Annotated in this window: 23 protein-coding genes and 1 tRNA gene; 1 reads left to right on the top strand and 23 read right to left on the bottom strand. The window is 72.4% G+C overall.

What is annotated here, in order from left to right; genetic code table 11:
- Positions 1-62 precede the first annotated feature (62 nt).
- The 6 genes from Sru01_RS09550 to Sru01_RS09525 form a co-directional block, all read right to left on the bottom strand.
- On the bottom strand, positions 63-779 hold the full coding sequence (locus tag Sru01_RS09550; protein WP_203983561.1) for an ABC transporter ATP-binding protein: 717 nt from the start codon (positions 777-779) through the stop codon (positions 63-65).
- Positions 769-1,551, bottom strand: a complete 783-nt coding sequence (locus Sru01_RS09545) for an ABC transporter ATP-binding protein (protein ID WP_203983560.1) — start codon at positions 1,549-1,551, stop codon at positions 769-771. The genes Sru01_RS09550 and Sru01_RS09545 overlap by 11 nt, the downstream gene beginning before the upstream one ends.
- Positions 1,548-2,696 carry a branched-chain amino acid ABC transporter permease gene (locus tag Sru01_RS09540; RefSeq protein WP_203983559.1) on the bottom strand — a complete coding sequence of 383 codons (1,149 nt, stop codon included), beginning with the start codon at positions 2,694-2,696 and terminating at the stop codon, positions 1,548-1,550. Before Sru01_RS09540 ends, Sru01_RS09545 begins: the two co-directional genes overlap by 4 nt.
- The gene (locus Sru01_RS09535) at positions 2,693-3,661 is read right to left on the bottom strand and encodes a branched-chain amino acid ABC transporter permease (protein ID WP_203983558.1); all 969 of its coding nucleotides are present in this window, start codon (positions 3,659-3,661) and stop codon (positions 2,693-2,695) included. The genes Sru01_RS09540 and Sru01_RS09535 overlap by 4 nt, the downstream gene beginning before the upstream one ends.
- Before the next feature lie 93 nt (positions 3,662-3,754).
- On the bottom strand, positions 3,755-4,903 hold the full coding sequence (locus Sru01_RS09530; protein WP_275412148.1) for a branched-chain amino acid ABC transporter substrate-binding protein: 1,149 nt from the start codon (positions 4,901-4,903) through the stop codon (positions 3,755-3,757).
- A 351-nt stretch (positions 4,904-5,254) separates the two neighbouring features.
- Entirely contained in the window at positions 5,255-5,884 is a 630-nt protein-coding gene (locus tag Sru01_RS09525; protein ID WP_275412146.1) for an ANTAR domain-containing response regulator, read from the bottom strand.
- 49 nt (positions 5,885-5,933) lie between these two features.
- Between Sru01_RS09525 and Sru01_RS09520 the strand changes: the two genes are divergently transcribed.
- Positions 5,934-6,006 (top strand) — tRNA-Leu (locus tag Sru01_RS09520).
- Between the two features lie 98 nt (positions 6,007-6,104).
- Here Sru01_RS09520 and pyk read toward each other — a convergent pair.
- The 17 genes from pyk to hisI all read right to left on the bottom strand — a co-directional run bounded on the left by pyk (position 6,105) and on the right by hisI (position 26,188).
- Positions 6,105-7,535 carry a pyruvate kinase gene (pyk, locus tag Sru01_RS09515; RefSeq protein ID WP_203983556.1) on the bottom strand — a complete coding sequence of 477 codons (1,431 nt, stop codon included), beginning with the start codon at positions 7,533-7,535 and terminating at the stop codon, positions 6,105-6,107.
- Between the two features lie 195 nt (positions 7,536-7,730).
- Positions 7,731-9,419, bottom strand: a complete 1,689-nt coding sequence (locus tag Sru01_RS09510) for a S8 family peptidase (RefSeq protein ID WP_203983555.1) — start codon at positions 9,417-9,419, stop codon at positions 7,731-7,733.
- Positions 9,420-9,606: 187 nt separating this feature from the next.
- The gene (locus Sru01_RS09505; protein ID WP_203983554.1) at positions 9,607-11,091 is read right to left on the bottom strand and encodes a glutamate synthase subunit beta; all 1,485 of its coding nucleotides are present in this window, start codon (positions 11,089-11,091) and stop codon (positions 9,607-9,609) included.
- A 13-nt stretch (positions 11,092-11,104) separates the two neighbouring features.
- On the bottom strand, positions 11,105-15,619 hold the full coding sequence (gltB, locus tag Sru01_RS09500; protein ID WP_203983552.1) for a glutamate synthase large subunit: 4,515 nt from the start codon (positions 15,617-15,619) through the stop codon (positions 11,105-11,107).
- 273 nt (positions 15,620-15,892) lie between these two features.
- Positions 15,893-16,543: a hypothetical protein gene (locus tag Sru01_RS09495; protein WP_203983550.1), complete on the bottom strand. Its 651-nt coding sequence runs from the start codon at positions 16,541-16,543 to the stop codon at positions 15,893-15,895.
- Between the two features lie 11 nt (positions 16,544-16,554).
- Positions 16,555-17,712 carry a hypothetical protein gene (locus tag Sru01_RS09490; protein ID WP_203983548.1) on the bottom strand — a complete coding sequence of 386 codons (1,158 nt, stop codon included), beginning with the start codon at positions 17,710-17,712 and terminating at the stop codon, positions 16,555-16,557.
- The gene (locus Sru01_RS09485; protein ID WP_203983547.1) at positions 17,709-17,927 is read right to left on the bottom strand and encodes a hypothetical protein; all 219 of its coding nucleotides are present in this window, start codon (positions 17,925-17,927) and stop codon (positions 17,709-17,711) included. Before Sru01_RS09485 ends, Sru01_RS09490 begins: the two co-directional genes overlap by 4 nt.
- Positions 17,928-17,980: 53 nt before the next feature.
- Positions 17,981-19,324 carry a prolipoprotein diacylglyceryl transferase gene (gene lgt, locus Sru01_RS36450; RefSeq protein WP_373869508.1) on the bottom strand — a complete coding sequence of 448 codons (1,344 nt, stop codon included), beginning with the start codon at positions 19,322-19,324 and terminating at the stop codon, positions 17,981-17,983.
- 95 nt (positions 19,325-19,419) lie between these two features.
- A complete protein-coding gene (locus tag Sru01_RS09475; protein ID WP_203983545.1) occupies positions 19,420-20,187 on the bottom strand; it encodes a DsbA family protein in 768 nt (255 codons plus the stop codon).
- 42 nt (positions 20,188-20,229) lie between these two features.
- Positions 20,230-20,763: a MauE/DoxX family redox-associated membrane protein gene (locus Sru01_RS09470; RefSeq protein ID WP_203983544.1), complete on the bottom strand. Its 534-nt coding sequence runs from the start codon at positions 20,761-20,763 to the stop codon at positions 20,230-20,232.
- Positions 20,764-20,957: 194 nt separating this feature from the next.
- A complete protein-coding gene (trpA, locus tag Sru01_RS09465; RefSeq protein ID WP_203983543.1) occupies positions 20,958-21,752 on the bottom strand; it encodes a tryptophan synthase subunit alpha in 795 nt (264 codons plus the stop codon).
- Between the two features lie 45 nt (positions 21,753-21,797).
- A complete protein-coding gene (gene trpB, locus Sru01_RS09460) occupies positions 21,798-23,021 on the bottom strand; it encodes a tryptophan synthase subunit beta (RefSeq protein WP_203983646.1) in 1,224 nt (407 codons plus the stop codon).
- Between the two features lie 17 nt (positions 23,022-23,038).
- Complete coding sequence (trpC, locus tag Sru01_RS09455) at positions 23,039-23,863, bottom strand: indole-3-glycerol phosphate synthase TrpC (RefSeq protein ID WP_203983542.1); 825 nt, start codon at positions 23,861-23,863, stop codon at positions 23,039-23,041.
- Positions 23,864-24,043: 180 nt separating this feature from the next.
- Positions 24,044-24,484, bottom strand: coding sequence for a DUF2752 domain-containing protein (locus tag Sru01_RS09450; RefSeq protein WP_203983541.1), 441 nt, complete (start codon positions 24,482-24,484; stop codon positions 24,044-24,046).
- Positions 24,481-24,966 carry a CD225/dispanin family protein gene (locus tag Sru01_RS09445; protein ID WP_203983539.1) on the bottom strand — a complete coding sequence of 162 codons (486 nt, stop codon included), beginning with the start codon at positions 24,964-24,966 and terminating at the stop codon, positions 24,481-24,483. The genes Sru01_RS09450 and Sru01_RS09445 overlap by 4 nt, the downstream gene beginning before the upstream one ends.
- Before the next feature lie 251 nt (positions 24,967-25,217).
- Positions 25,218-25,847 carry a Trp biosynthesis-associated membrane protein gene (locus Sru01_RS09440; RefSeq protein WP_203983537.1) on the bottom strand — a complete coding sequence of 210 codons (630 nt, stop codon included), beginning with the start codon at positions 25,845-25,847 and terminating at the stop codon, positions 25,218-25,220.
- On the bottom strand, positions 25,844-26,188 hold the full coding sequence (hisI, locus tag Sru01_RS09435) for a phosphoribosyl-AMP cyclohydrolase (protein ID WP_203983535.1): 345 nt from the start codon (positions 26,186-26,188) through the stop codon (positions 25,844-25,846). Before hisI ends, Sru01_RS09440 begins: the two co-directional genes overlap by 4 nt.
- Positions 26,189-26,384: the final 196 nt, after the last annotated feature.

The following is a 26,384-nucleotide window of genomic DNA, read 5'->3' as shown; positions in this document are numbered from 1 at the left end:
CGGGTCCACGCCCCGGCGGCCGGCCGCGAGCACTCCCGGCCGGCCGCCGGACCGCGCGCCGCTCAGTGCGCCCCGAGTTCCCCGCCCAGGTACGCCTCGCGCACCTGCGGGTCGTGCAGCAGGTCGGCCGCGGGAGCCGACTTGACCACCCGGCCGGTCTCCAGCACGTAGGCCCGGTGGGCCAACTGCAGCGCCTGCTGGGCGTTCTGCTCCACCAGCAGCACCGTGGTACCCCGGTCGTTGATCTCCTTGATGATCGAGAAGATCTGCGCCACCAGCTTCGGGGCCAAGCCCATCGACGGTTCGTCCAGCAGCAGTACCTTCGGCCGGCTCATCAACGCCCGGCCGATGGCCACCATCTGCTGCTCGCCGCCCGACATCGTGCCGCCCGCCTGGTCACGGCGCTCGGCCAGCCGCGGGAACAGCTCGAAGACCTCGTCGAGGTCCTTGCCGAAGTCGCCCTTGCGGGCGTACGCGCCCATCAGCAGGTTCTCGGTCACGGTCATGCCGGGGAAGACGCCGCGGCCCTCGGGGGCCTGCCCGATGCCGGCCAGCACCCGCTTGTGCCCGGGCAACCGGCTGATGTCGGTCCCGTCGAAGGTGATGCTGCCCGAGGTCAGCGTGCGCAGGCCCGAGATGGTCTTCAGCGTGGTGGTCTTGCCGGCGCCGTTGGCGCCGATGAGGGTGACGATCTCCCCCTCCGCCACCTCCAGCGAGATGCCCTTGATGGCCTCGATCTTGCCGTAGTGGACGTGGATGTCGTTGATCTCAAGAAGCATCGGCCGGAGCCCCCAGGTACGCCTCGATGACCCGCTGGTCGTTCTGCACTTCGGCCGGCAGGCCGTCCGCGATCTTCTGCCCGAAGTCCAGCACCGCCACCCGGTCGCTGATGCCCATGATCAGCCCCATGTCGTGCTCGATGATCAGCACGGTGCGGCCGCCGTCCCGGATCTTGCGGATCAGCTCCTGGAGCGACTCCTTCTCCGCCGGGTTCATGCCCGCGGCCGGCTCGTCCAGCAGCAGCAGCTTGGGCCGGGTCGCCAGCGCGCGGGCGATCTCCAGCCGCCGCTGGTCGCCGTAGGGCAGGTTCTTGGCGGTCTCCTCGGCGCGGTGGCCGATGCCGACGAAATCGAGCAGCTCCATGGCCTGCGCCCGGCCGTCGCGCTCCTCGTGGCGGTGCCAGGGCAGCCCGAGCGCGGCGCTCACCATGCCCGCCCGGTGGTGGGCGTCCGCCCCGACCATCACGTTCTCCAGCGCCGACATGTTGTGGAACAGCCGGATGTTCTGGAAGGTACGCGCGACACCGCGTTTGGTGACCTTGTAGCGCTTCATCCCGGAGATGCGGTCACCGTCGAACACGACCTGGCCGGATGTCGGCCGGTAGACGCCGGTGATCACGTTGAACACCGTCGTCTTGCCGGCGCCGTTCGGCCCGATCAGCGCGAAGATCTCACCCTCGTTGACGGTGAGGTCCACCTCGCGCAGCGCGACGACGCCGCCGAACTGCATCTTGACGCTCTGCAGCTGCAGCAGCGGGCGGGATTCGCTCATTTGGCCGCTCCTTCGGCAGCGGGCTGGGACTCCGGAGTCGCGACCTCGGCACCCAGGGTGCCCATGCCGCCGGTGCCCTCGGCCAGCTCGGCCCGGCGCCGTCGCGACGGCAGCAGGCCCTCCGGCCGGAAGACCATCAGCGCGACCAGCGCGGCACCGAAGACCAGGATCCGGTAGTCCGACAGCCCGCGGAACCGCTCGGGCAGCCAGGCGACCAGGAAGGCCCCCAGGACGACACCCGGGATGTTGCCCGAGCCGCCGAGCACGACGGCCGCCAGGATGGTGGCCGACAGCATGAACAGGAAGTCGTTCGGGTTGATCGAGATGGTCTTGCCGGCCCAGACGACGCCCATCGCACCGCCGATCGCGGCGCCGATCGCGAAGGCCAGCAGCTTGAACTTGAAGGTCGGCACGCCCATCACCTCGGCGGCGTCCTCATCCTCCCGGATGGCCGCCCAGGCCCGGCCGACCCGGCTCTTCTCCCACCGCTTCACGAAGACGATGATCAGCGTGGCGAGCACCACCAGCAGGTAGTAGTACGGCCGCGGGTCCAGCACGCCGTACTTGAAGATCTCCACCCCGAACAGCTCGACGCCCTCGATGCTCGGCGGGTGCGGGATGCCGGCGATGCCGCGCGGGCCGCCGATGGCATCGGTGTTCTCCGCCGTCTGCCGGACGATCTCCCCGAAACCGAGCGTCACGATGGCCAGGTAGTCACCGCGCAGCCGCAGCGTCGGCCCGCCGAGCACGATGCCCGACAGCGCCGACAGCAGCACGCCGACGATGAGGATCTCCCAGAAGTTCAGCCCCATCTTGGTGCCGAGCAGCGCCATCACGTAGCCGCCGATGGCGAAGAACGCCACGTAGCCGAGGTCGAGCAGGCCGGCCTGGCCGACCACGACGTTCAGGCCGATGGCCAGCACCACGTAGGTGCCGATCGGGAAGAACAGCACGCTCGCCCAGTCGCTGTAGGGCGACATGAACTGGCCGATGGAGTCCGACGGCAGCAGCAGCGCGCCGATGAAGAGCAGGACGTAGACCGTCCAGCGCTGAGGACCGGACGCGCCGGCCCACCGGTCACGGATGCGGTCGGGGAGCCCCTTGAGGGGCTTGCGGCCGTTCTTGATCGTCTCGTTCGTGCTCATGCGCGCGCCTGCTGGAGAGATTCACCGAGGATGCCGGTGGGGCGGAACATCAGGACCAGGATCAGAACCGTGAAGGCGATGACGTCCTTCCAGCCCGATCCGAAGACGGCGGCGCCGTAGTTCTCGATCAGGCCGAGGAACAGGCCGCCGAGGAGGGCACCGCGCAGGTTGCCGATGCCGCCGAGCACCGCGGCGGTGAACGCCTTGATGCCCAGCAGGAAGCCGATCGAGAACTTGGTGACCTCGAACTGCAGCACGAACAGCGCGCCGGCCAGGCCGGCCATCAGCCCGCCCACCAGGAACGTGACCCGGACGATCTTGTCGATGTCCACGCCCATCAGCACCGCGGTCTCCGGGTCCTGGGAGGTGGCGCGGATGCCGCGGCCGATCTTGGTCTTGTTCACCAGCAGATCCAGCAGGATCATCATGGCGATCGCGGCGACGAAGATGATCAGCTGGTCGACCCGGACCTGCGCCCCGCCGATGGTGAACAGCGGGTCCTTGTCCATGATGCGGGCCACACCCATCTGGTTGCGCCCCTGCTGCGGCCGGTCGAACAGCCACGGGATGACGACCAGGGCGAAGAGCTCCTGGAGGAACAGGGACGCGCCGATGGCCGAGATCAGCGCCGCCAGCCGGGAGGCTCCGCGCTTGCGCAGCGGGCGGTAGGCGATGCGCTCCAGCAGCATGGCCGAGCCCGCGGAGGCCGCACCGCCGACCAGCAGCATCAGCAGCAGGCCGCCGACCAGCGCCAGGCCGGTGAGCGGCTGGGTGATCCCCATGGTCATCACCACGAACGCGGCCGCCATGGTGCCGATCATGAAGACTTCGGAGTGCGCGAAGTTGATCAGTCGCAGCACGCCGTACACCATCGTGTAGCCGAGGGCCACCAGACCGTAGATCGCCCCCACGATCAGGCCGTCGATGGTGAACGACCAGAAGGAGCCGAGAAGGTTATCGAGCAAGGCTTTTCGCTTTCAGTGGACTTCCCACGACAACGGACGGGGGCGGGACCGCCGCGGCGTTCCCGCCCCCTTCATTGCTGGCCGGTGCTGTCGTCAGCCCAGCTTGGCCGTGGCCGAGTCGCCGAGCAGGCCGATCTTGCCATCCTTGACCTGGTAGATGTAGATCGACTTGGCGGAGGGCTCACCGGTCGGGTCGAACTTGACCTGCTTGGAGATGCCCTGGAAGTCGGACTTGCCGATCGCCTCGTTGATCGCGTCGGTGGTGGTGGCACCGCCGGCGATGGCCTTGGTGAACGCGGTCATCGCGTCGTAGCCCTCGGTCGCGTAGATCAGCGGGTCGGCGCCGAACTTCGCCTTGTAGTCGGTGGCGAACTTCTTGACCGTCTCGTCGGTCTCCCCCTCGGTCGGGATGCGGCACGGGCAGGCGATGAGCGCGCCCTCGGCCTGCGCGGCGCCCGCGCCCTCGACCAGGCCCTTGTCCAGCGACCCGTCCGCGGAGAAGAACTTCGCGGTCACGCCCTTGTCCCGGAGCTGCTTGAGCAGCTTGCCGGCCGCGGCGTAGTAACCACCGAAGAACAGCGCGTCCGGCTTGGCCGCGGCCACCTTGGTGACCGTCGAGGAGTAGTCGGCCGCCGCCGGGTCGAGCGCGTCGTCGATCATCGTGACGCCCTTGGACTTCAGCTGCGCGCGGACCGCGTCGCCCAGGCCCTTGCCGTACTCGGACTTGTCGTCCACCACGGCGACCTTCTTGGCGCCCGCGGTGCCGGCGATGAAGTCGGCGACCGCCGGGCCCTGCACGCCGTCGTTCGGCACCACGCGGTGCCAGAACTTCCAGCCGTTCTTGGAAAGGTCGGCGTTGGTGGCGGAGGCGGAGATGTTGGGGATCTTCCCCTCCTCCAGCACCGGCACGGCCTGCTTGGACTCGCCGGAGAAGGCCGGGCCCACCATCGCGACGACCTTGTCGTCCTTGATCGCCTTCTGGGCCAGCGAGACGGCCGTCGTCGCGTCGGCGCGGCTGTCGTACTTGATCATCTCGATCTTGACTTTGGGGTTGGTGGCGTTGTACTCGTCCACCGCGAGCTGGGCGCCGTTACTCGGCGGGATGACGATGCCGGAGTTCTCACCCGACAGGTCGCCCATGAAGCCGATCTTGAGCGTGCTCGGCGCCGCGGAGCCGTCGCCGCCCGACGCCGTCCCCGAGTCTCCGCTGCCACACGCGGCGAGACCAACGGTAAGTGCCACACCGACGGCGAGCACGCCCCCGAGGCGAGCAATCTTGGGCCGCAAGGTTGCCTTCCTTTCGCCTGATCCCGCCTGCGGGATCTGGTCCACAGAACCACCCCTGGCGCTCCGCCAAGGGACGTTGACGGCATTACACTCAGCGCAAGTCACAGGTCGGTACAGAGATGCATCACGTTACCGCTTCGTTATCGCACCGGTCCTGTTCGGCGATCGGGAGGAAAAGTAAAGGTCACATAGCTGATCGCGACACATCGAAGATCGGCTTTGCCGCCCCGGGAGGACCACCGGGACCGTTCCAACGGCTCCCGCGCCACCCGCTCCGCTCCGGGAACGGACGGCACGGGACGGCTTTCAGGACTCCTCGGCGGCCGGGGACGTCTGCGAGGGCTGCACGGGCTCGGCGGACTGCGCCGCCTCGTCCACGACCGCCTGCGCGACCTGGCGCATGCTCAGCCGGCGGTCCATCGAGGCCTTCTGGATCCAGCGGAACGCCTGCGGCTCGCTCCAGCCGTGCCGGGTCATCAGCAGCCCTTTGGCGCGCTCGACGAGCTTGCGGGTCTCCAGCCGCTCACCCAGCGTGCTGACCTCCCGCTCCAGCGCGGCGATCTCCTCGTGCCGGCTGACCGCCATCTCGATCGCCGGCACCAGGTCGGACTTGGTGAACGGCTTCACCAGGTAGGCCATCGCCCCGGCGTCACGCGCCCGCTCGACCAGATCGCGCTGGGAGAACGCCGTCAGGATCAGGCATGGCGCCACCCGTTCCGACACGATGCGCTCGGCCGCCGAGATGCCGTCCAGGATCGGCATCTTGACGTCGAGGATCACCAGATCGGGGCGCCGCTCCAACGCGAGCTTGATCGCCGCCTCGCCGTCACCGGCCTCGCCGACGACGACATAGCCCTCCTCTTCCAGCATCTCCTTGAGGTCGAGGCGGATCAGCGCCTCGTCTTCCGCGATGACCACTCGCCGCTGCGTACTCACGACCAAGAGAGTACCGACATCCGCTAGATTAGGGGCGCGAGCAGGTCCTGCCCCGATAGACCAACGGCAGAGTCAATGGCCTCAAAATCCATCAAGTGTGGGTTCGAATCCCACTCGGGGCACCGCACCGGCGCACGCCGGCCCGGCATGAAGAGGACCGCGCGGCCGGTGGCCGCGCGGTCCTCTTCGCTTTAGGGCTTTAGGGGCGCTCCGGCCGGGGTCAGCCGCCGCTGGAGACGGCCGAGCCGATGGTGTGCACCCGCAGCGCGTTGGTGGAGCCGTGGTTGCCGGGCGGCGACCCGGCGACGATGACCACCTTGTCGCCCTTCTCGCAGCGCCCGATCGACAGCAGCGCCGACTCCACCTGGCGGACCATGTCGTCGGTGTGGTGCACGAACGGCACCTCGAAGGTCTCCACCCCCCAGGTGAGGGCGAGCTGCCCGCGCACCTCGGGCGCGGAGGTGAAGGCCAGCAGCGGGATCGGCGAGCGGTAGCGCGCCAGCCGGCGGGCGGTCTCGCCCGACATCGTGAACGCGCACAGCGCCTTGGCGCCGACGATCGCGCCGACCTCGGCGGCGGCCCGGGCGATGGCACCGCCGGTGGTCTCCGGCAGCCGGTCGAAGGTATGCGTGGACCGCAGATAGCTCTCCTCGGCCGCGCTGGCGATGCGGTCCATCGTGGCCACCGACTCGATCGGATACGAACCGACCGAGGTCTCACCGGACAGCATGACCGCGTCGGCGCCGTCCATCACCGCGAAGGCGACATCGGACGCCTCGGCCCGGGTCGGCCGCGGGGCGCCCATCATCGAGTCGAGCATCTGGGTGGCCACGATGACCGGGTGGGCCTTCTCCCGGGCCAGCTCGATGGCCCGGCGCTGCACGATCGGCACCTGCTCCAGCGGCAGCTCCACGCCGAGGTCACCGCGGGCGACCATGATGCCGTCGAACGCGTCGACGATCTCCTCCAGGCGGTCGACCGCCTGCGGCTTCTCGATCTTGGCGAGCAGCGGCAGGTGGACGCCCTCCTGGTCCATGATGTCGCGCACCAGGCGCGCGTCGTCCGGGCTGCGCACGAACGACAGCGCGATCATGTCGAAGCCGGTGCGCAGCGCCCAGCGCAGGTCCTCCTCGTCCTTGTCGGTCAGCGCGGGAGCGGAGACCGCGACGCCGGGGAGGTTGAGGCCCTTGTTGTCGGAGATCATGCCGCCGACGACGACCCGGGTGACGACCCGCGGACCGTCCACCTCGGTGGCCTCCAGCACCAGCCGGCCGTCGTCCACCAGGATCTTGTCGCCCGGCCCCACGTCGCCGGGCAGGCCGTCGTAGGTGGTCGAGACGATGTCACGGTCACCGGGGACGTCCTCGGTGGTGATGGTGAAGACGTCGCCGAAGCCCAGCCGCACCGGCCCTCCGGCGAACCGCCCCACCCGGATCTTGGGACCCTGCAGGTCCGCCAGCACGCCGACCGCCCTGCCCAGCTCGGCGGCGGCCTCCCGCACCCGGCCGTGGATCTCCTTGTGCAGCTCGTGGCTTCCGTGGCTGAGGTTGAACCGGGCGACGTTCATCCCGGCGGAGATCAGCTCGCGCAGCCGCTCCGGGGACGATGTGGCGGGGCCCAGTGTGCAGACTATCTTCGCTCGACGACTCACAAGTCCTACCCTAATTGGTCCAGACCACTGAAAGGTGGCGAAGTGCCCAGCGACGCGTTTGTTCTGCGCGTTTTGCGCCCGCGTTCAGGCGCCTTTCAGGTGGTGCTCGCCTTACACGCTCCGCGCGGATCTGGGCGCACTTCGGGCACCACCCGGCCCGGGCCTGCGAAGGGGCCGGGCACGACCCCGGATAGTTTAGCCGGTGGTGGTGGCGGCACGGAGGGCGTCGACGACGCCGTGGCCGTAGAAGCCGTTCTTGTCGCGCTGCCCGGCGCACACGTGCTTCTGCTCGCTGACCGAGTAGGTGGTACCGCCGGCGGACGGGCAGGCCCGGGGGGTGGCCGTGGCGTACAGCAGCCGCTCGACAGTGCCCGGCGCGAGCGCCAGCCCGCCGCTGCCGGGACGGCCGAAGCGGCTGATCAGGATGGCCGCGACGCCGGCGGCGTGCGGGGAGGCCATCGAGGTGCCCGAGAGGTACTGGTAATAGGCGCACCGGCCCCGGTGGCAGTCGCGCACCACCGAGGAGCCGGTGGGCTTTCCGGCGGCGTCGATGAGCTTCTCGCGGCGCAGCACGTGCTTGGGCGCGGGCGCGAGGATCTCGCGCGCGGCGCCCTTGATCGAGGTGCCGCCGTCGGTGGGGTCGCCGCCGGGGGCCGCCAGGTCGGTCTGCTCGACGCCGTAGTCGGAGTACCAGGCCTTGCGGCCGCTCGGGCCGAGCGCGGAGATCGAGATCACCCCGCGCGACTCGGCCGGCACGTTCAGACACGAGTTGTCGATCGTGCGCTCGCGCTCGGTGCCGAGGGGATAACCGGGACTGTCGCTGTCGCGGGTGGGCGCCCCGAGGTCGGTCGAACCGTTGCCGAGCGCGCTGATCAGCGTCACCCCGTGGCCGCGGGCGTAGTCGACCGCGCGCTGGACCCCGGTGATGATGCCGGCCTGCTGCAACTGCTCGGCACGCGAGTCGGCCGGGTTGGCGGTGCAGTTGAACGTCCACGGGTCCACGAAGAAGCTCATGTTGACCACGTCGATGCCGGCGTCCCCCGCGTAGGTGAGGGCGTCCATCACCGGCTTGAGGAAGAAGTAGCCCGAGTCGGTGCCGGCCCGCAGGTTGACCAGCGAGACGTCCGGTGCGACCCCCGCGGTGCCGATGCCGTTGAGCGCGGCGCCGATGGTGCCGGCCACGTGGGTGCCGTGCCCGTCGTCGTCCACGTCCGCCGGGTCCTTGCAGGACTTGACCTCGCACGGCCCGTCCAAGGTCTTGCCGTTCGGGTCCTTCGGCCGGTCGACGACGAAGTTGCGGCTGAGCCCGCGGTTGAAGTTCGGCGCGATATCGGGGTGCTTGCCGTCGATGCCGGTGTCGATCACGCCGACCAGCACCTTGTGACTGCCCCGCGCCTTGGCGTAGGAGCCGACCGGGGTGGCGCCGATCATCTTCATGTCCCACTGCCGGCCGGACAGCGGGTCGCCCTTGCCGCGGGCCGAGGTCACGGCCCGGGCGGGGGTGGCCGCCGGCGGGCCGGCGGCGGCCTCCCCGCGGGCGGTCAGCGCGGCGGCGCTGCCGATACGGCGGTCGGCCGTCACGCCGACGACGACCGGGCTGCGTCCGAGCCGCTCGGCGAAGGCCGGGCCGGCGCCACGGGTGAGCAGGTAGCCGAGGCGGGGGTCCTCCGCGGTGACCGCGCCGCCGGCCTCCCGCACGGCGGCCAGCGCGCCGGCGCGCGCGCCCGGGGAGTAGAACACCAGGTAACCGGCGTCGGCCGCCGCCTGGTCGCCCGCCGGCGCGGCCGCGGCCGACCCGCTCACGGCCGGCGTGCCGGTGGCCAGCGTGGCCGCCAGTGCGACCGCCATGGCGGCGCTCGTCCGGCGCCCGTACCCCCGCACCATCGAAATCTCCTCTTACCTCGTACGACGAGGCAGCATCTTTCAGGGGTTCGGCCGCCAAAGCAAGTCGCCGCGCGAAAACCTTGGCGATCGACCCCTTATCGGTATATACGACCCTTAGCGCCCATAAACCCGTCTTTACCCCATAAAAAGGGCGGCGTCCTACAGGAGCAGGACGCCGCCCGATCGCTCAGACGAGCGGTCGCGCCGTCGGCGGGATCGCCACCGGCAGCGCGGTGACCCCGCTCAGGTGGCGGTCGACGGCGGCGGCGGCCGAGCGGCCCTCCGCGATCGCCCAGACGATGAGCGACTGGCCCCGGCCCATGTCCCCGGCGACGAACACCCCGTCCACTCCCGACATGTAGGACTTGTCGCGTGCGACGTTGCCCCGCGCGTCGAAGAAGGTTTCCGGATCGGCCGACCGGGCCGCCAGGTCGGTGAGCAGGCCGCCCTTCTCCGGGCCGACGAACCCCATCGCCAGCGTGACCAGCTGCGCGGGGATCTCTCGCTCACTGCCGGGGATCGGCCGGAACCCGTTGGCCGGCCCCTCCACGTCCACCAGGCGCAGTGCCGTCACCCGGCCCTGCTCGTCGGCGACGAACTCGGTCGTGGACACGGCGTAGACCCGGGAGCCGCCCTCGGTCTCCAGCTCCTCGTGGGCGCTCTCCACCTTGAACAGCATCGGATAGGTCGGCCACGGCTGGGTCTCCGGCCGGTCCGCCGGCGGACGCGGCATGATCTCCAGCTGGGTCACCGAGGCGGCCCCCTGGCGGATCGCCGTGCCGATGCAGTCGGCGCCGGTGTCGCCGCCGCCGATCACCACCACGTGCTTGCCCTCGGCCGAGATGGGCGACTCGGCGAGGTCACCGTGCTGCACCCTGTTGGCCGGCGGCAGGTACTCCATCGCCTGATGGATACCGGCCGCGTCCCGCCCGGGCACCGGCAGGTCCCGCCAGGCGGTGGCACCGCCGGCCAGCACGACCGCGTCGAACTCCTCGCGCAGCGCCTCGGCGGTGACGTCCACGCCGACGTTCACGCCGGTGCGGAACTCGGTGCCCTCGGCCCGCATCTGCTCGATACGCCGGTCGACGTGGCGCTTCTCCATCTTGAACTCGGGGATGCCGTAGCGCAGCAGGCCGCCGATCCGGTCGGCGCGCTCGAACACCACCACATCGTGACCCGCCCGGGTCAGCTGCTGGGCGGCGGCCAGCCCGGCCGGCCCGGAGCCGACGATCGCGACCCGGCGGCCGGTCCGCGCCGCGGGCGGCTGGGGGGTGACCCAGCCTTCGGCGAAGGCCCGGTCGATGATCTCCACCTCGACCCGCTTGATCGCCACCGGGTCGGAGTTGATGCCGAGTACGCACGCCGTCTCGCACGGCGCCGGGCACAGCCGCCCGGTGAACTCCGGGAAGTTGTTGGTCGCGTGCAGCCGCTCGATCGCCTCGCGCCAGTCGTCCCGGTACACGAGGTCGTTCCACTCGGGAATGAGGTTCCCGAGCGGGCAGCCGTTGTGGCAGAACGGGATGCCGCAGTCCATGCACCGGGCCGCCTGCCGGGTGAGGGCCGGCCGCGGGAAGTCCTCGTAGACCTCCCGCCAGTCGCGGATGCGGACGTCGACCGGGCGGCGCGCCGGCAGCTCACGCGCGTGCGCCAGGAACCCCTTGGGGTCGGCCATCGGTGAACCTCCCTTAACCGTGAACGGCGGCCATGACCGCCTCGTCGATGTCCCGGCCCTCGGCGCGCGCGGTGGCGGCGGCCTGCAGGACCCTCTTGTAGTCGACCGGCATGATCTTGCCGAACCGGCCCAGCGTGGCCTCCCAGTCGTCGAGCAGCGCCTTGGCGACCGTCGAGCCGGTCTCGGCCAGGTGACGCTCGATGACGTCCCGGAGGAACTCGGCGTCCTCCCCGGTCAGCTCCTCGATCGCCACCATCTCGCGGTTGACCCGCACCGGGGCCAGGTCCAGGACGTAGGCGATGCCGCCGGACATGCCGGCCGCGAAGTTGCGGCCGGTCGGGCCGAGCACCACGGCCCGGCCGCCGGTCATGTACTCGCAGCCGTGATCGCCGACGCCCTCCACCACGGCGGTGGCGCCGGAGTTGCGGACGCAGAACCGCTCACCGGCCACGCCCCGGATGAAGACCTCGCCGGAGGTGGCGCCGTACAGCGCGACGTTGCCCGCGATGACCTGGGTCTCGGCGCTGAACGGCGCGTCGGGGTGCGGCCGCAGCGTGATCCGCCCGCCGGACAGGCCCTTGGCCAGGTAGTCGTTGGTGTCGCCGGTGAGCCGCAGTGTGACGCCCTTGGGGACGAACGCCCCGAAGGAGTTGCCCGCCGACCCGGTGAAGCTGACGTCGATGGTGTTCTCCGGCAGCCCGTCGCCGCCGTACCGCTTGGTCACCTGGTGGCCGAGCATGGTGCCGACCGTGCGGTTGACGTTGCGGATCGGCAGGTCCAGCGTCACCCGGTCGCCGTACTTCAGCGCGCCCTCGGCCAGCTGGATGATCGTGTTGTCCAGCGCGCGGTCCAGCCCGTGGTCCTGGGCCACCACCCGGTGCCGCGGGGTGCCCTCGGGCAGCGCGGGCACGTGCAGGATCGGCGACAGGTCCAGCCCCGACGCCTTCCAGTGCTCCTCGGCCGCCTCGGTGTCGAGCATCTCGGCGTGGCCGACGGCCTCCTCGATGGAACGGAAGCCGAGGGCCGCCAGGTACTCGCGCACCTCCTCGGCGACGAACTGGAAGTAGTTGACCACGAACTCCGGCTTGCCGGAGAACCGGCGGCGCAGCTCGGGGTTCTGGGTGGCGACACCGACCGGACAGGTGTCCAGGTGGCACACCCGCATCATGACGCAGCCGGAGACCACCAGCGGCGCGGTCGCGAAACCGAACTCCTCGGCGCCGAGCAGCGCGGCCACCACCACGTCGCGGCCGGTCTTCAGCTGGCCGTCGGCCTGCACCACGATCCGGTCGCGCAGCCCGTTGAGCAGCAGCGTCTGCTGGGTCTCGGCCAGGCCGAGCTCCCACGGCGCGCCGGCGTGCTTGATCGAGGTCAGCGGCGAGGCGCCGGTGCCGCCGTCGTGCCCGGAGATCAGCACCACGTCGGCGTGGGCCTTGCTGACGCCCGCGGCGACCGTGCCCACCCCGACCTCGGCGACGAGCTTGACGTGCACCCGCGCCTCGGGGTTGGCGTTCTTCAGGTCGTGGATGAGCTGGGCCAGGTCCTCGATCGAATAGATGTCGTGGTGCGGCGGCGGCGAGATCAGCCCCACCCCGGGCGTGGAGTGCCGGGTCTTGGCGATCCACGGGTACACCTTGTGGCCGGGCAGCTGGCCGCCCTCGCCGGGCTTGGCGCCCTGGGCCATCTTGATCTGTACGTCCGCGGCGTTGACCAGGTACTCGCTGGTCACCCCGAACCGCCCGGAGGCGACCTGCTTGATCGCGCTGCGCCGCGCGGGGTCGCGCAGCCGCTCGGGGTCCTCGCCGCCCTCGCCGGTGTTGGACTTGCCGCCGAGGATGTTCATCGCGACGGCCAGCGTCTCGTGCGCCTCGCGGGAGATCGAGCCGTAGGACATCGCACCGGTGGAGAACCGCCTGACGATGCTCTCGACCGGCTCGACCTCCTCGATCGGCACCGGCGGCCGGACGCCCTCGCGCAGCCGGAACAGGCCGCGCAGCGTCATCAGCTTCTCCGACTGCCCGTCGACCAGCCGGGTGTACTCCTTGTAGATCTCGTACCGGCGGGTGCGGGTGGCGTGCTGCAGCCGGAACACCGTCTCGGGGTTGAACAGGTGCGGCTCGCCCTCGCGGCGCCACTGGTACTCGCCGCCGACCTCCAGCCGGCGGTGGGCGTTCTCGGCCCGCGGGTAGGCGCGCCGGTGCCGCAGTGCCGCCTCCTCGGCGAGCACCTCGAAGCCCACGCCGCCGAGCCGGGAGGTGGTGCCGGCGAAGCAGACGTCGATGACGTCCTGGCCGAGCCCGAGCGCCTCGAAGATCTGTGCCCCGGTGTAGGAGGCGACCGTGGACACCCCCATCTTGGACATGACCTTGAGGACGCCCTTGCCGTACGCCTTGATGAGGTTGCGCACGGCGGTGCGCGGCTCCAGCGCCAGCGAACCGGCGGCGATCATGTCCTCGACGGTCTCGATCGCCAGGTAAGGGTTGACCGCCGAGGCGCCGTAGCCGATCAGCAGCGCCATGTGGTGGCACTCGCGGGCCTCGCCGGTCTCGACCACCAGCCCCACCCGGGTACGGGTCTTCTCGTGGATCAGGTGGTGGTGCACCGCGCCGGTGAGCATGAGCGACGGGATCGGCGCCCGGCCGGCGTCCGAACCGCGGTCGGACAGCACGATGATGCGGGCGCCGTCGCGGATGGCCGCCGACACCTCCGCGCGGATCTCCTCAAGGCGGCGCAACAGCGCCTCCCCGCCGCCGGCCACCTCGAACAGGCCGGACACGACGTGCGGCTGGAAGCCGGGCAGCGCGCCCTCGTCGTTGATGTGGATGATCTTGGCGAGCTCGTCGTTGTCGATCACCGGGTACGGCAGGACCAGCCGGCGGCAGGACGCCGGGCCGGGGGCGAGCAGGTTGCCCTCCGGGCCGATCGTGGTCTGCAGCGAGGTGACCAGCTCCTCGCGGATCGCGTCCAGCGGCGGGTTGGTCACCTGGGCGAACAGCTGGCTGAAATAGTCGAACAGCAGCCGGGGCTTCTCGCTCAGCACCGCGACCGGCGAGTCGGTGCCCATCGAGCCGATCGGCTCGGCACCGTTCCTCGCCATCGGGGAGAGGATGACCCGCAGCTCCTCCTCGGTGTAGCCGAAGGTCTGCTGCCGCCGGACCAGCGCCTCGTGCGTGACGATGGGACGCTGCCGCTCGGGCAGCTCCTCGAAGCGGACCAGGCCGGCGTGCAGCCACTCCCCGTAGGGGTGCTCGGCGGCAAGCTCGGCCTTGATCTCGTCATCCTCGATGATCTTGCCGCGCGCGGTGTCCACGAGGAACATCCGGCCCGGCTGCAGGCGGCCCTTGCGCACCACCCGGGCGGGCTCGATGTCCAGCACGCCGGCCTCCGAGGCCAGCACGACCAGGCCGTCGTCGGTCACCCAGAACCGCCCCGGGCGCAGGCCGTTGCGGTCCAGCACCGCCCCGACCAGCGTGCCGTCGCTGAAGGTGATCGACGCCGGGCCGTCCCAGGCCTCCATCGAGGTCGAGTGGTACTCGTAGAACGCGCGCCGGGCGGCGTCCATCTCGGTGTGGTTCTCCCACGCCTCGGGGATCATCATGAGCACCGCGTGCGGCAGGCTGCGGCCGCCCAGGTGCAGCAGCTCCAGGCACTCGTCGAACGAGGCGGTGTCGGAGGCGTCGGGGTCGCAGATGGGGAACAGCCGGGCCAGGTCCCCGGGGATGAGGTCGGTGGCCAGCATCGCCTCGCGGGCCCGCATCCAGTTGCGGTTGCCCTTGACGGTGTTGATCTCGCCGTTGTGCGCGACGTACCGGTAGGGGTGCGCCAGCGGCCACGACGGGAAGGTGTTGGTGGAGAAACGCGAGTGCACCAGCGCGATCGCGCTCTCGAACCGCGGGTCGGACAGATCGGGGAAGAAGGGCTCCAGCTGCGGGGTGGTCAGCATGCCCTTGTAGACGATCGTCCGGGACGACAGCGAGGGGAAGTAGACGTCCGCCTCGTGCTCGGCCCGCTTGCGCAGGCAGAACGCCGTCCGGTCCAGCTCGACGCCGGTCCGGCCGTCCGGCGCCGCGACGAACAACTGCCGGAAGAACGGCATGACCGCCCGGGCGCTCGGCCCGGCGTGCGCGGTGTCGATCGGCACGTCGCGCCAGCCGAGGACGGTCAGCCCCTCCTCGGCGGCGATCTCCTCGATCAGCGAGACCGCGATCTGCCGCGCCTGCTCGTCCAGCGGCAGGAACGCGATGCCGGCGGCGTACGCCCCGGCGGGGGGCAGCGGGAACCCGGCGGACCCGCGGAGGAAGGCGTCCGGCATCTGCGTGAGAATGCCGGCACCGTCGCCGGTGTCCGGCTCGCTCCCCTTGGCACCACGGTGATCGAGGTTGCACAGAGCCGTCAGGGCCTTGACGACGATGTCGTGGCTGCGGCGACCGGCCACGTCGGCGACCATCGCGACGCCACACGCGTCATGCTCCTGCGCAGGGTGGTACAGGCCCTGGGGCTCGGGGAGACCGAGGCGGGCAGCAGGCATTGAATCCCTCCCGTCGTCTTCGTCTGCTTCGTCGTGAATCGCGAGTGCAGGCAAGAGGGACGACGTTGGCCCTGCTGCTGTTAGGTGTGTAGAGACTACCGCACCCTGCCGGAATAGTGCCCGCCAGGTCTGCATCGCGAACATCGCCGCTCACCATGTGGACCGCGAAGACCCCGGGCCGCTCGCCTGGGCCGCCGTGGGGAGAACGGCGCCATCCGCCGCGTTATTCCGGCATCGCCCCAGCTCAACGCGGCCACAACCGGGCCGGCCGGCTCAGTCCCCGGCCGCCAGGACGCGGTTTTGCGCGAACGCGCCGAGGCGCTCCAGGGCGAGCTGGGGGTAGGTCAGGTCGGCCCGTCCCTCGTCCCCCACCGGCCCCACCCAGTTCACCACCACGAAGTGGCCGAGTGCCCGGGCCGCCGCCCGGCTGTGCGCCGCGTCGAACGACGGTGGCTGACCGGGCGCCGGGCGCAGGAAGCCGTCACCCCCCTTGGGGTCCAGCGCGTCGACCAGCCGGTCCGCCGCCGCGCCGTCCGGCATGTCGAAGACGGCGTACTGCCCGGAGATGCCGCCGCCCACCGCGGTGAACGCGGCCCGCACCACCTGCGCGCAGCCCGCCGCCGCGGCGGCGGTGCGCTCGCCCCACAGCGCCCCCGCACAGTCGGCCGACGCCGAGACCTGGCCGCGCCGCATGGTCACCCCGGCGGCGGCCACCGTGTCCGCCTGCCCGAACACCTCCGCGCCGGTCGGCGGGCGCGGGTCGGCGCTCCGGTCGTCGATCGGGGCGTACAGCGCGGAGGTGCGCTCGCCGCGGAACACCGCGGGCCGCGGCCCCTGCTCCGGCCGGGTGACGGCGAACGTGACCACGCCCGCCACGGCGAGCGCGGCCACCGCCGCGACGGCGGTCCAGGTACGGCTGGGCATGGCCACCGACCCTACTTGCCCGGCGGGGTGCCCGGGCCGGTCACGGCCACCACCCGCCGGTAGATCGCCTTCTCCCCGCCCCGGGCGGCCAGCGCCAGGGACACGAAGTCGTCCTTGCCCGCCGGCTCCTTGCCGTCGGCCCTGGCCACCCACACGAACCCGGCGTAGTGCCCCATCGCCTGGCCGCTGGCCTCGCTGTACCCGTCCGGAGAGAAGGCGGCACCGCCGGACTCCAGCGGCCGGATCCATCCGCCGCCCCGGTACAGGATGGCCATCTCCTTGACGAACGCCTCAGCGGCCGCCGCGCCGGACATGTTGAACAGCGTGTACTGGGCGACGTACCTGCGGTCGGCGCTGAGGTAGATGCCACGCACCGCCTGGGTGCAGCCGGTGCGGGCCAGCGCGGCGAGCGCGCCGCCGCCCCACATCACCGGGGCGCAGGCACCGTCCAGCCGGCGGTCCAGCAGGCGCAGCCGCAGTTTTCCGCCGGTCAGCGTGCGGGCCGCGAAGACCTCCTCGGCGCGCAACGGCGAGGCGTCGGCCCGCCGGTCGGCGATCGGGCCGAACGGCTTGGGCGAGTTCCAGCCCTGGTAGTCGGCGGGGCGGGCCAGGCCGATGGCGTCCGCCGCCGACCCCTGCTCGGGCGGCGGTGTGCGCACGCCGAGGGTGCTCACCACCAGGGTCAGCCCGAACCCGCCGGCCAGCACCACCACGACGGTGACCACCGCGATCAGGATCTTCTGCTGGCGACGCCCCAGGCCCCGCTCGGACAGGGCCTCGACCTCGAAGGAGGACCGGCGCCGCCGGGCACGCCCGCCCTCGGGTGTGTCGGGCGGGCTCTGCGCGGCGGGCCGCCCGGAACCGAAGGCCCCGTCCGCCGGGATGGGGGTCACCGCCTCCCGGGTACGGCCCTCCCTGCCCGGGTCGCCGCCGCCGGCCGGGGCGCGGCGGCTCTCCTCGCCGCCGCGCCGGCCCGCCGGCCGGCCGCGCCGGCGCTCGGAACGGGAGCCCTCGGCTCCTGGCCCGCCGCGGCCGCGCTCGGGGTGGGTACGGGCGGCCGGCGGGGTGCCGCCGGGCCCGCGCTCGGGGTCGCCGTGGCCGTCCACCGGCGCGCGGCGCCCGTTCTCGGGGGCGCCGCGACCACGCGCGGGCCTGCCGCTGCCGCTCATGCGCCGCCCGCGCCGATCAGCGAGCCGCGGCCGGCGGCGCGGGCGGCGGCCACCGCCCCGACCGGCCGGCGCGGCCCGCAGGACCACCGGCCGCGGGCGGTCACCCGGGACACCGGCGCCCCGGCCCCGAACAGGGCGATCATCGAGCCGGTGCCCGGGATCGCCGGCGTGCGGGCGCCGAGCGGGTACGGCGGCAGCGGCCGTCCACCGGTCACATCGCGATGCCGGCGGTGGATCTCGGCGCGCCCCCCCGAGGAGCCGCCTCCGGTCATCGCGAATTCGCCTCGGAATCACGCCCGGCCGGCACGGCCGCCGTCTCCGCCGTCTCCGCCTGGTCACCGGGGTGCGCCGGGTCGGCCGCCCCCTCCCCCGCGGCGGCGGCCGCCGTGACGGCCGGCGAGCCGGGCGCGTCCGCGGCCGCGGTCTGCGCCGCGGTGCTCCGCGGTGCCGCCTGCTCCACGGGATCGGCCTGATCGGCCGGATGCGCCGGGTCGGACGCCGCGTCGCCGGCCGCCGGTTCCACCGCCACCGGCTCGGCGGGCGCGGGCCCGGCGAGCGCCGGCTCGGTCCGCACCGGCTCCGCGGCCGCCGCGGCGAGCACCGCCGCCGGCCGGCCGGCCGCCGTCTCGTGCTCATCGGCCAGATCGGCCGGGTGCGCCGGATCGGCGCCGGGCTCGCCGGCGGTCGCGGCGAGCGCCGTGGCACGATCGCCGGCCTCGGGCCCGTCCGCCGCGTCCGCGGGACGCGCCGGGTCAATGCCGTCCGTGGGGTCCGCACCGCCCGCGGGGCCCGTGCCGTCCGCGGGGTCCGTGCCGTCCGCGGGGTGCGCCGGGTCCGCGTCCGCGGCGACGGGCTCGCCGCCCGTGCCACCGGCCGGCGGTGGCGCGACGACCTCTTCTGTGGTCTTGTCCCTGGTCAGCCAGAAGTAGGCGAGCGCACCGACGAAGATCACGATGGAGGTCCACTGGTTGAGCCGCAGGCCCAGGATGTGGTGCGCCGGGTCGACCCGCAGGCCCTCGATCCAGAACCGGCCCAGGGTGTACCCGGCGACGTACAGCGCGAACAGCCGGGCGTGCCGCAGGGCGTACCGCCGGCCGGCCCAGACCAGCACGCCGGCCAGCGCCAGGTTCCACAGCAACTCGTACAGGAAGGCGGGGTGGTAGGTCAGCTCGCCCGGCACCGTGCCCGGGCGGCCGGGCTGGATCTCCAGGCCCCACGGCAGGTCCGTCGGCCCGCCGAACAGCTCCTGGTTGAAGTAGTTGCCCAGTCGGCCGATCGCCTGGGCCACCGCGATGCCGGGGGCGACGGTGTCGGCCACCGCCGACAGCGAGATGCCGCGCCGCCGGCAGCCGATCCACACGCCGACGGCGCCCAGCGCGACCGCGCCCCAGATGCCGAGGCCGCCGTGCCAGATGTAGAGCGCGTCGATCGGCCGGTTCGGGGCGTCGGCGGCGAAGTAGAGCTGCCAGTCGGTGATGACGTGGTACAACCGGCCGCCGACCAGGCCGAACGGGACGGCCCAGACGGCGAGGTCGGTGATCGTGCCGGGCACGCCGCCACGGGCGCGCCAGCGGCGTTCGCCGATCCAGACGGCGGCGATGACACCGAGCACGATGCAGAGAGCGTAGGCGCGCAGAGGGATCGGTCCGAGGTACCAGACCCCTTCTGGCGGACTGGGAATCGAGGCCAGGGGCATGTCAGGTGACGTTACCGCGTCCCGGGCCGTTTCGCGGCCTCGGTGACGGCCTTACGCAGGGCGTCGGGGCTGAACGCCACCGAGTTCTCCAGTTCCTTGCCGTTCAGCATCACGGTGGGCGTGCCCTTGGTGATCACCCCGGAGTCGAGGACCTTCTTGCTGAACGCGGCGTGCGCCTGCGCCTGCTTCTGGGTGCGTACACACGACTCGAAGCCCGGGTCGGTGACCCCGGAGTCCTTACCCCAGGTGACCAGGTCGTCCAGGGCGAAGCCCGGCTTGGTCTCCGACGGCTGCTCCTTGAACAGCCGGTCGTGGAAGGCCAGCCACTGCCGGCCGTCCGGCACGCAGCGGGCCGCCGACGCGGCACGGGTGGAGTTGCCCTTGGTGGGCTCGTTACCGAAGATGGTGATGGGGTGGTAGACCACCTTCACCTGCCCCTCGGCCGCCAGGTTCTTCAGCGTCGGCCCGCTGGTCTGCTCGAACGCCTGGCAGGCCGGGCACTGGAAGTCCTCGTAGACGTCCACCACCGGCTTGGCCACGCCCTGCTTGGCCATCACCACCGTGCCGTCCGGCTGCGCGGCGACCGGGGCGAGCGCCTCGGTCGCCGTCTCCGACCGGCCGGACTGGACGTAGAACCAGCCGCCGGCGATCACGGCGAGCACGACCGCCGCCACCGCCGCGGCGGTGATCACCCGCCGGCGCTGGTCCTGCCGCCGCTGCCGCTCCCGCTGCGACTTGATCCGCTCGCGGGCGGAGAGGTCACGCGCGGCCTTTCCCATCAGAGACTCTCCTTCATGTGCACCGTGTCCGGCGTCAGGTCGTCAGGTCGTCGCCGTCGCCAGGTCGTCGCCCTCGTCGTCGTCCACCTCGCGCCCCGGCGCCAGGCCGAGGGCGGAGTCGAGTGCCAGCCGGCCCGGGCCGAACCGGGTGATCCAGGCGCCGAGGAGGAACAGGCCTCCGTCCCGCAGGATCTCCCACAGGTAGCCGGGCTCCTGCCCGTCGGCGAGCTTGCCGCCGCCGCCGAAGCAGCCGCAGTCGATGCGCAGCCCGCGCGCCCACGCCGAGGCGATGCCGGCCACGAAGGCCAGCATGAGCAGCGCGGAGACGGCACCCGCGGCGCGGGTGAGCAACCCGACAACCAGCAACACCCCAACGACGATCTCCAGGATCGGCAGGCCGTAGCCCACCGCGGTCGCGACCGATACCGGTAGCAGCTCGTAGGCCTTCACGGCCTGGACCGAGAGCGCCGGCGTGCCGATCTTCAGCCAGCCGGCGACGATGAGCACGCCGGCGACCACCAACCGAGCGACGGTCGTCACCCAGGGTACCGCCGGGTGCACGTAAAGCGACCTCATCCGTGCGACCTTCCCCGAAGTGTCATTCCAGCGTCTCCCTCGCCCGGGACGGACGGCCGCCGATGCTCCCGCGGGCGGCCTGGACCATGCTCCCGCCGGACACGGCTCCAACAGCTCATCATGGCCGCGATAAACGCCGGATAAACGGTTGTGACCAACATGCGCCGACGTCCGGGCCGGCGCCCGGCCGGCGGTCAGCCTCGCACGCCGGCCGACAGCTCGGCGGCCAGCTCGCGCACCCCGGCCACCCCGGCCGCCTCGTCCGGCGCGTCGAGCAGCCGCCGGATGAACGCCGAGCCGACGATGACCCCGTCAGCGTACCCGGCCACCTCGGCGGCCTGGGCGCCGGTGCCCACGCCGAGACCGACGCAGACCGGCAGGGAGGTGTGCTCGCGGCACCGCTTCACCAGGCCCTCGGCCGCCACGCTCACGCTCTCCCGGGCGCCGGTGACCCCCATCAGGGAGGCGGCGTAGACGAATCCGGAGCAGCGGTCGGTGACCGCCTTGATGCGCTCGCCGGTGGAGCTCGGCGCCACCAGGAACACGGTGTCCAGACCGGCGGCGGCGCTGCACTCGCGCCACGGCCCGGCCTCCTCGGGGGTCAGGTCCGGGGTGATGGTGCCGGCACCGCCGGCGTCGGCCAGCCCGCGGGCGAAACGCTCGGCGCCGTAACGGTCGACCGGGTTCCAGTAGGTCATGACCAGGACGGCGGCGCCGGTGCGGGCGACGCCCTCGACGGTGCGCAGCACGTCGGCGATGCGGGTGCCGTTGGTCAGGGCGCGGTGCACCGCGTCCTGGATGGTGGGCCCGTCCATCAGCGGATCGGAGTAAGGCAGGCCGATCTCGATGACGTCGCAGCCGGCCTCGACCATGGCCGTCGCGGCGGCCACCGCGCCGTCCTTGGTCGGGAAACCGGCCGGGAGGTATCCGACCAGGGCGGCGCGCTGGTCGGCCCGCGCCTTCTCGAACACCGTCTGCAGATTGGTCATGTCAGGAAGTCCCGCTCGAAAGTGGAGGCCTGGAGAGTCCTGGGCCTAAAGATTGAAATATTTCATGGCGGTGCCCATGTCCTTGTCCCCGCGGCCGGAGAGGTTGACCAGGATGGTCGCCTCCGGACCGAGCTCCCGGCCGAGCTTGAGGGTGCCGGCCAGGGCGTGCGCCGACTCGATCGCGGGAATGATGCCCTCGGTGCGGGCCAGCACCGAGAACGCCTCCATCGCCTCGTCGTCGGTGATGCCGTGGTAGGTGGCCCGGCCGGAGTCCTTCAGCCAGGCGTGCTCGGGACCGACCCCCGGATAGTCGAGGCCCGCGGAGATGGAGTGCGACTCGATGGTCTGGCCCTCCTCGTCCTGCAGGACGTAGGTGCGCGACCCGTGCAGGACGCCGACCGAGCCCTCGGTGAGCGTGCAGGCGTGCTCGCCGCTCGCCACCCCGTGTCCGGCCGCCTCGTAGCCGTGCAGCGCGACATCCTGGTCACCGATGAACGCGTGGAAGATGCCGATGGCGTTGGAGCCGCCGCCGACCGCCGCGGCGACCGCGTCGGGCAGCCGGCCGGTGAGCTCGAGCACCTGGCGGCGGGCCTCCACCCCGATGATGCGTGCGAAGTCGCGGACGATCTCGGGGAACGGGTGCGGCCCGGCGACGGTGCCGAACAGGTAGTGCGTGCTGTCGACGTTGGTGACCCAGTCGCGGAACGCCTCGTTGATGGCGTCCTTCAGGGTGCGGCTGCCGTTGCCCACCGGGACGACGCGGGCGCCGAGCAGCTTCATCCGGGCGACGTTGAGCGCCTGCCGCTCGCAGTCGACCTCGCCCATGTAGATCACGCACTCCAGGCCGAGCAGCGCGCAGGCGGTGGCGGTGGCCACGCCGTGCTGGCCGGCGCCGGTCTCGGCGATAACGCGGGTCTTGCCCAGCCGCCGGGTCAGCAGCGCCTGGCCCAGCACGTTGTTGATCTTGTGAGCGCCGGTGTGCGTGAGGTCCTCGCGCTTGAGCAGCACCCGGGCGCCGCCCGCGGCCTCGCCGAACCGCCGCACCTCGGTGATCGTGGTCGGCCGGCCCGCGTAGGTGCGCAGCAGATGGTCGAACTCGCTCAGGAACGCGGGGTCGGTCTTGGCCTCGGCGTAGACCTTGGCGACCTCGTCGAGTGCCGGGATGAGCGCCTCGGGGACGAACCGGCCGCCGAACACGCCGAACCGGCCGGCCGTGCCGGGATCGTCGCCGTGGACGTCACCGCCCGAAAGATCCGCCGCGGTGATCATGGTGCCTTCTGCGGTCGTCACTGCTGCCTCTCGGGTCCGTTGTCCAGTCGCGATGCGGGGTGGGCGCCCGCGGTGACGAGATCGACCACCGCGGCCCTGGGGTCCTTGCCGGTGACCAGGCTCTCGCCGACGAGCACGGCGTCGGCCCCCGCCCGGGCGTAGGCCAGCAGGTCGTGCGGGCCGCGCACCCCGGACTCGGCGATCTTGATCACCCCGTCGGGGATCTTCGGCGCGAGGCGGGAGAAGACGTCGCGGTCGACCTCCAGGGTCTTGAGGTTCCGCGCGTTCACTCCGATGATCTTGGCACCGGCGTCCAGCGCCCGGCCGAGCTCCTCTTCAGTATGCACCTCGACGAGCGGCGCCAGGCCGATCGACTCGGCCCGCTCGATCAGCGAGACCAGCGCGTTCTGCTCCAGGGCCGCCACGATGAGCAGCGCCAGGTCGGCGCCGTACGCCCGCGCCTCCCACAGCTGGTAGGAGGTGACCACGAAGTCCTTGCGCAGGATCGGGATGTCCACCGCGGCGCGGACCGCCGCCAGGTCCTCCAGGCTGCCGCCGAAGCGCCGGCGCTCGGTCAGCACGCTGATGACGTGCGCGCCGCCCGCCTCGTAGTCGGCGGCCAGCGCCGCGGGGTCGGCGATGGCGGCCAGCGCGCCCTTGGACGGGCTGGAGCGCTTGACCTCGGCGATGACCGACACCTTGTCGCCGCCGAGGGCCGCGAAGGCGTCCCGCCCGGCGGGCGCGCGCTGGGCGCGGTCCTTGAGCTCGGCCAGCGGCACCGCGCGCTGCCGGTCGGCGAGGTCGGCGCGAACGCCCTCCAGGATCTCGTCGAGCACGCTCACTTGGTCTCCTCGCTTGGCTCGCTCACCCGATCAGTGCCTCCGGTCGACGGTGCCCGGCGGGCCGGAACGCCTCGCCACCGGGCGGGCGGCCGGCGCCGGAGCGCGCCGCCTGGCCATGCCCTGCCGATGGTATCGGTCTTGACGCCGTCGCCTCGCCACCGGGTGGCGGCTCGCCGGGCGTCAGGGTGCGAGAAAACGACCGAACGGGAGATTACGCACGACCCAGTAGACGATCACCAGGACGAGGAACCCCCAGACGTACGCCGGATGCGCCAGCGTGGTGCGCACCGGCCGCCCCTGCCAGGAGCGCACGGCCCAGCGGCCCCACCAGAACAGCAGGAACGGAATGGTGGCCACCGCGAGAGGGTTCAGCCCGAGGGCGCCGGCGAGGTCGCCGTGCGCCAGGGCGTGCATCGTGCGCAGCGTGCCGCATCCCGGGCAATACCACCCGGTGATGAACAGGAAGGGGCACGGCGGGTAGTGCCCGGGCGCGTTCGGGTCCACCGTGCCGACGTAGGCGAACACCCCCGCGGCCAGCGCCGCCACGCCCGCCGGGACGAGCAGGGCACGCGGGCGGCGGGACGTGCCGGGCGGGCCGGGACGCCCCGCGCCGGCGGTCATGACCCGTAGGAGGACACGTTCGAGGTGCTGAAGAGCGCCGCCAGCAGCAGGACGTACAGCAGCACGCCCGCCACGTAGGAGACGATGCCCCAGATGATGGCGCGCTTCCACCAGGTCTTGGCCTCCTCGGCGGCGTAGGCGGCGCCCTGGTAGTCGCCGACCGCCCAGCGGGAGTTGACCTGCGAGGACTTGACGATGGAGACGATGCCGAACGGCAGGCAGCAGAACAGGGTGGTGAGGATCGCCGGCACCAGCTGGTTGTCGGGGGCGGCCGGCGGCGGCCCGCCGTAGGGCTGCCCGCCGTAGCCGTATCCGCCGTCCTGGTAGCCGCCCTGCTGCCCGTAGGGCTGCTGGCCGTACGGCTGCTGCTGGCCGTAGGGCTGCTGGCCCTGACCCCCCTGGCCGTACCCGCCGCCCTGGCCCTGGCCGCCCTGGCCGTACCCGTGGTCCTGCGGGTCGCCCGGCTGGTTCCCGTAACTCATCCGATGGCTCCTTCGACGTCCTGCCCGCCCGCCGGCGCCGGCCGGCGGGTCCCGGCCACCCGGCCGGTGATGCGCACCTGAAGACGCGGGCAGGGTGATGCCTGGCCCCCGTGCGGGTGCGGCCCCCGCCGCCCCCGGTCACGCGCGCGACGGACCGGCGCCTCCGCCTGCCTCACGCGCGTTCCGCGCCGCGCCAGCATAGCGACGCGCGGTGGCCCGCATGCCTGATGTCATGGTTTGTCGGCAAGTTGTCACCTGTTCCGGTCGCCCGGGCCGGCCGTCGGGTCGTCGCCGCGGTCGAGGGCGTCCCACAGGGACCTGGCGCCGGCCGGCCGCGCGCTCCGCGGCGCGGCGGCCGCCGCGCGTTCGTACCTGCCGGACATGCCGGGCCAGCGCCCGCCGCGGACGGCCGCCAGCAGGCCGGCGGCCAGCAGAGCGGCGGCACCGGCCAGGGTCGCCGCCGGCCAGGCCCAGACGACCGAGACCGAGGCGGCCCGCGCGGCGGCCGACAGCGTGCTGTGCTCGGCCGCCGCCTCGGCCGCCCGGCCGGCGGTGGCGCCGCGCAGCGCCGCCACCGCGATCGCCGGACCCAGCAGGCAGATCACCGCACCGATGCCCCGCCGCAGCGCGCCGCGGGCGGCGAACACCGCCACCATGGCGGCCAGCGCGGCCAGCGCCAGCGGCACCAGGGCGGGCGCCAGCTCTCCCCCGCCGACCGCGACCGGGCGGGCCGGCCCGCCGAGCCCGCCGGACAGGCGCACGGTGGCCCAGGTGCGCCCGGCGGCGACCAGCACCAGGCCCGCACCCGCCGCCGCGGCGACCGCGCAGGCCGGCCGCTCGCGCCCGCCGGGCGCCCGGCGGCGGTCTCCGGCCACGGTCACGTGGCGACCTCCAGCGGCGCGGCGTCGAAGCAGGTGCGGTCACCGGTGTGGCAGGCGCCGCCCACCTGGTCGACCTTGAGCAGGATGGTGTCACCGTCACAGTCGAGGGCGGCGTGCCGGACCCGCTGGGTGTTCCCCGAGGTCTCCCCCTTCACCCAGTACGACCGCCGGCTGCGCGACCAGTACGTGGCCCGGCCGGTGGTCAGCGTGCGGTGCAGCGCCTCGTCGTCCATCCACGCCAGCATCAGCACCTCACCGGTGTCGTACTGCTGCACGATCGCGGGCACCAGCCCGTCCGGCGTGCGCTTGAGCCGGTCGGCGATCTTCGGGTCGAGAGGCATGCCGCAATTCTGCCGCAGCAGGGCGCCGGGACGGCCGCCGCCCCGGCGCGGCCGGCCGGGGCGGCGGCCGTCCCGGGCGGCGCCGCCTCCCGGGCATGTCGCGGGCGATCTCCCGATCGCGTCCCGAGCAACATCGAGCAACTATGCGGAATCCTGAGAAACCTTCGCGCTAACGTCGGCGGGTCGGCGACGTTCC

The organism is Sphaerisporangium rufum, assembly GCF_016863395.1.
In the GTDB taxonomy this organism is placed as follows: domain Bacteria; phylum Actinomycetota; class Actinomycetes; order Streptosporangiales; family Streptosporangiaceae; genus Sphaerisporangium; species Sphaerisporangium rufum.
This window is presented reverse-complemented; position numbering and strand designations above follow the sequence as displayed.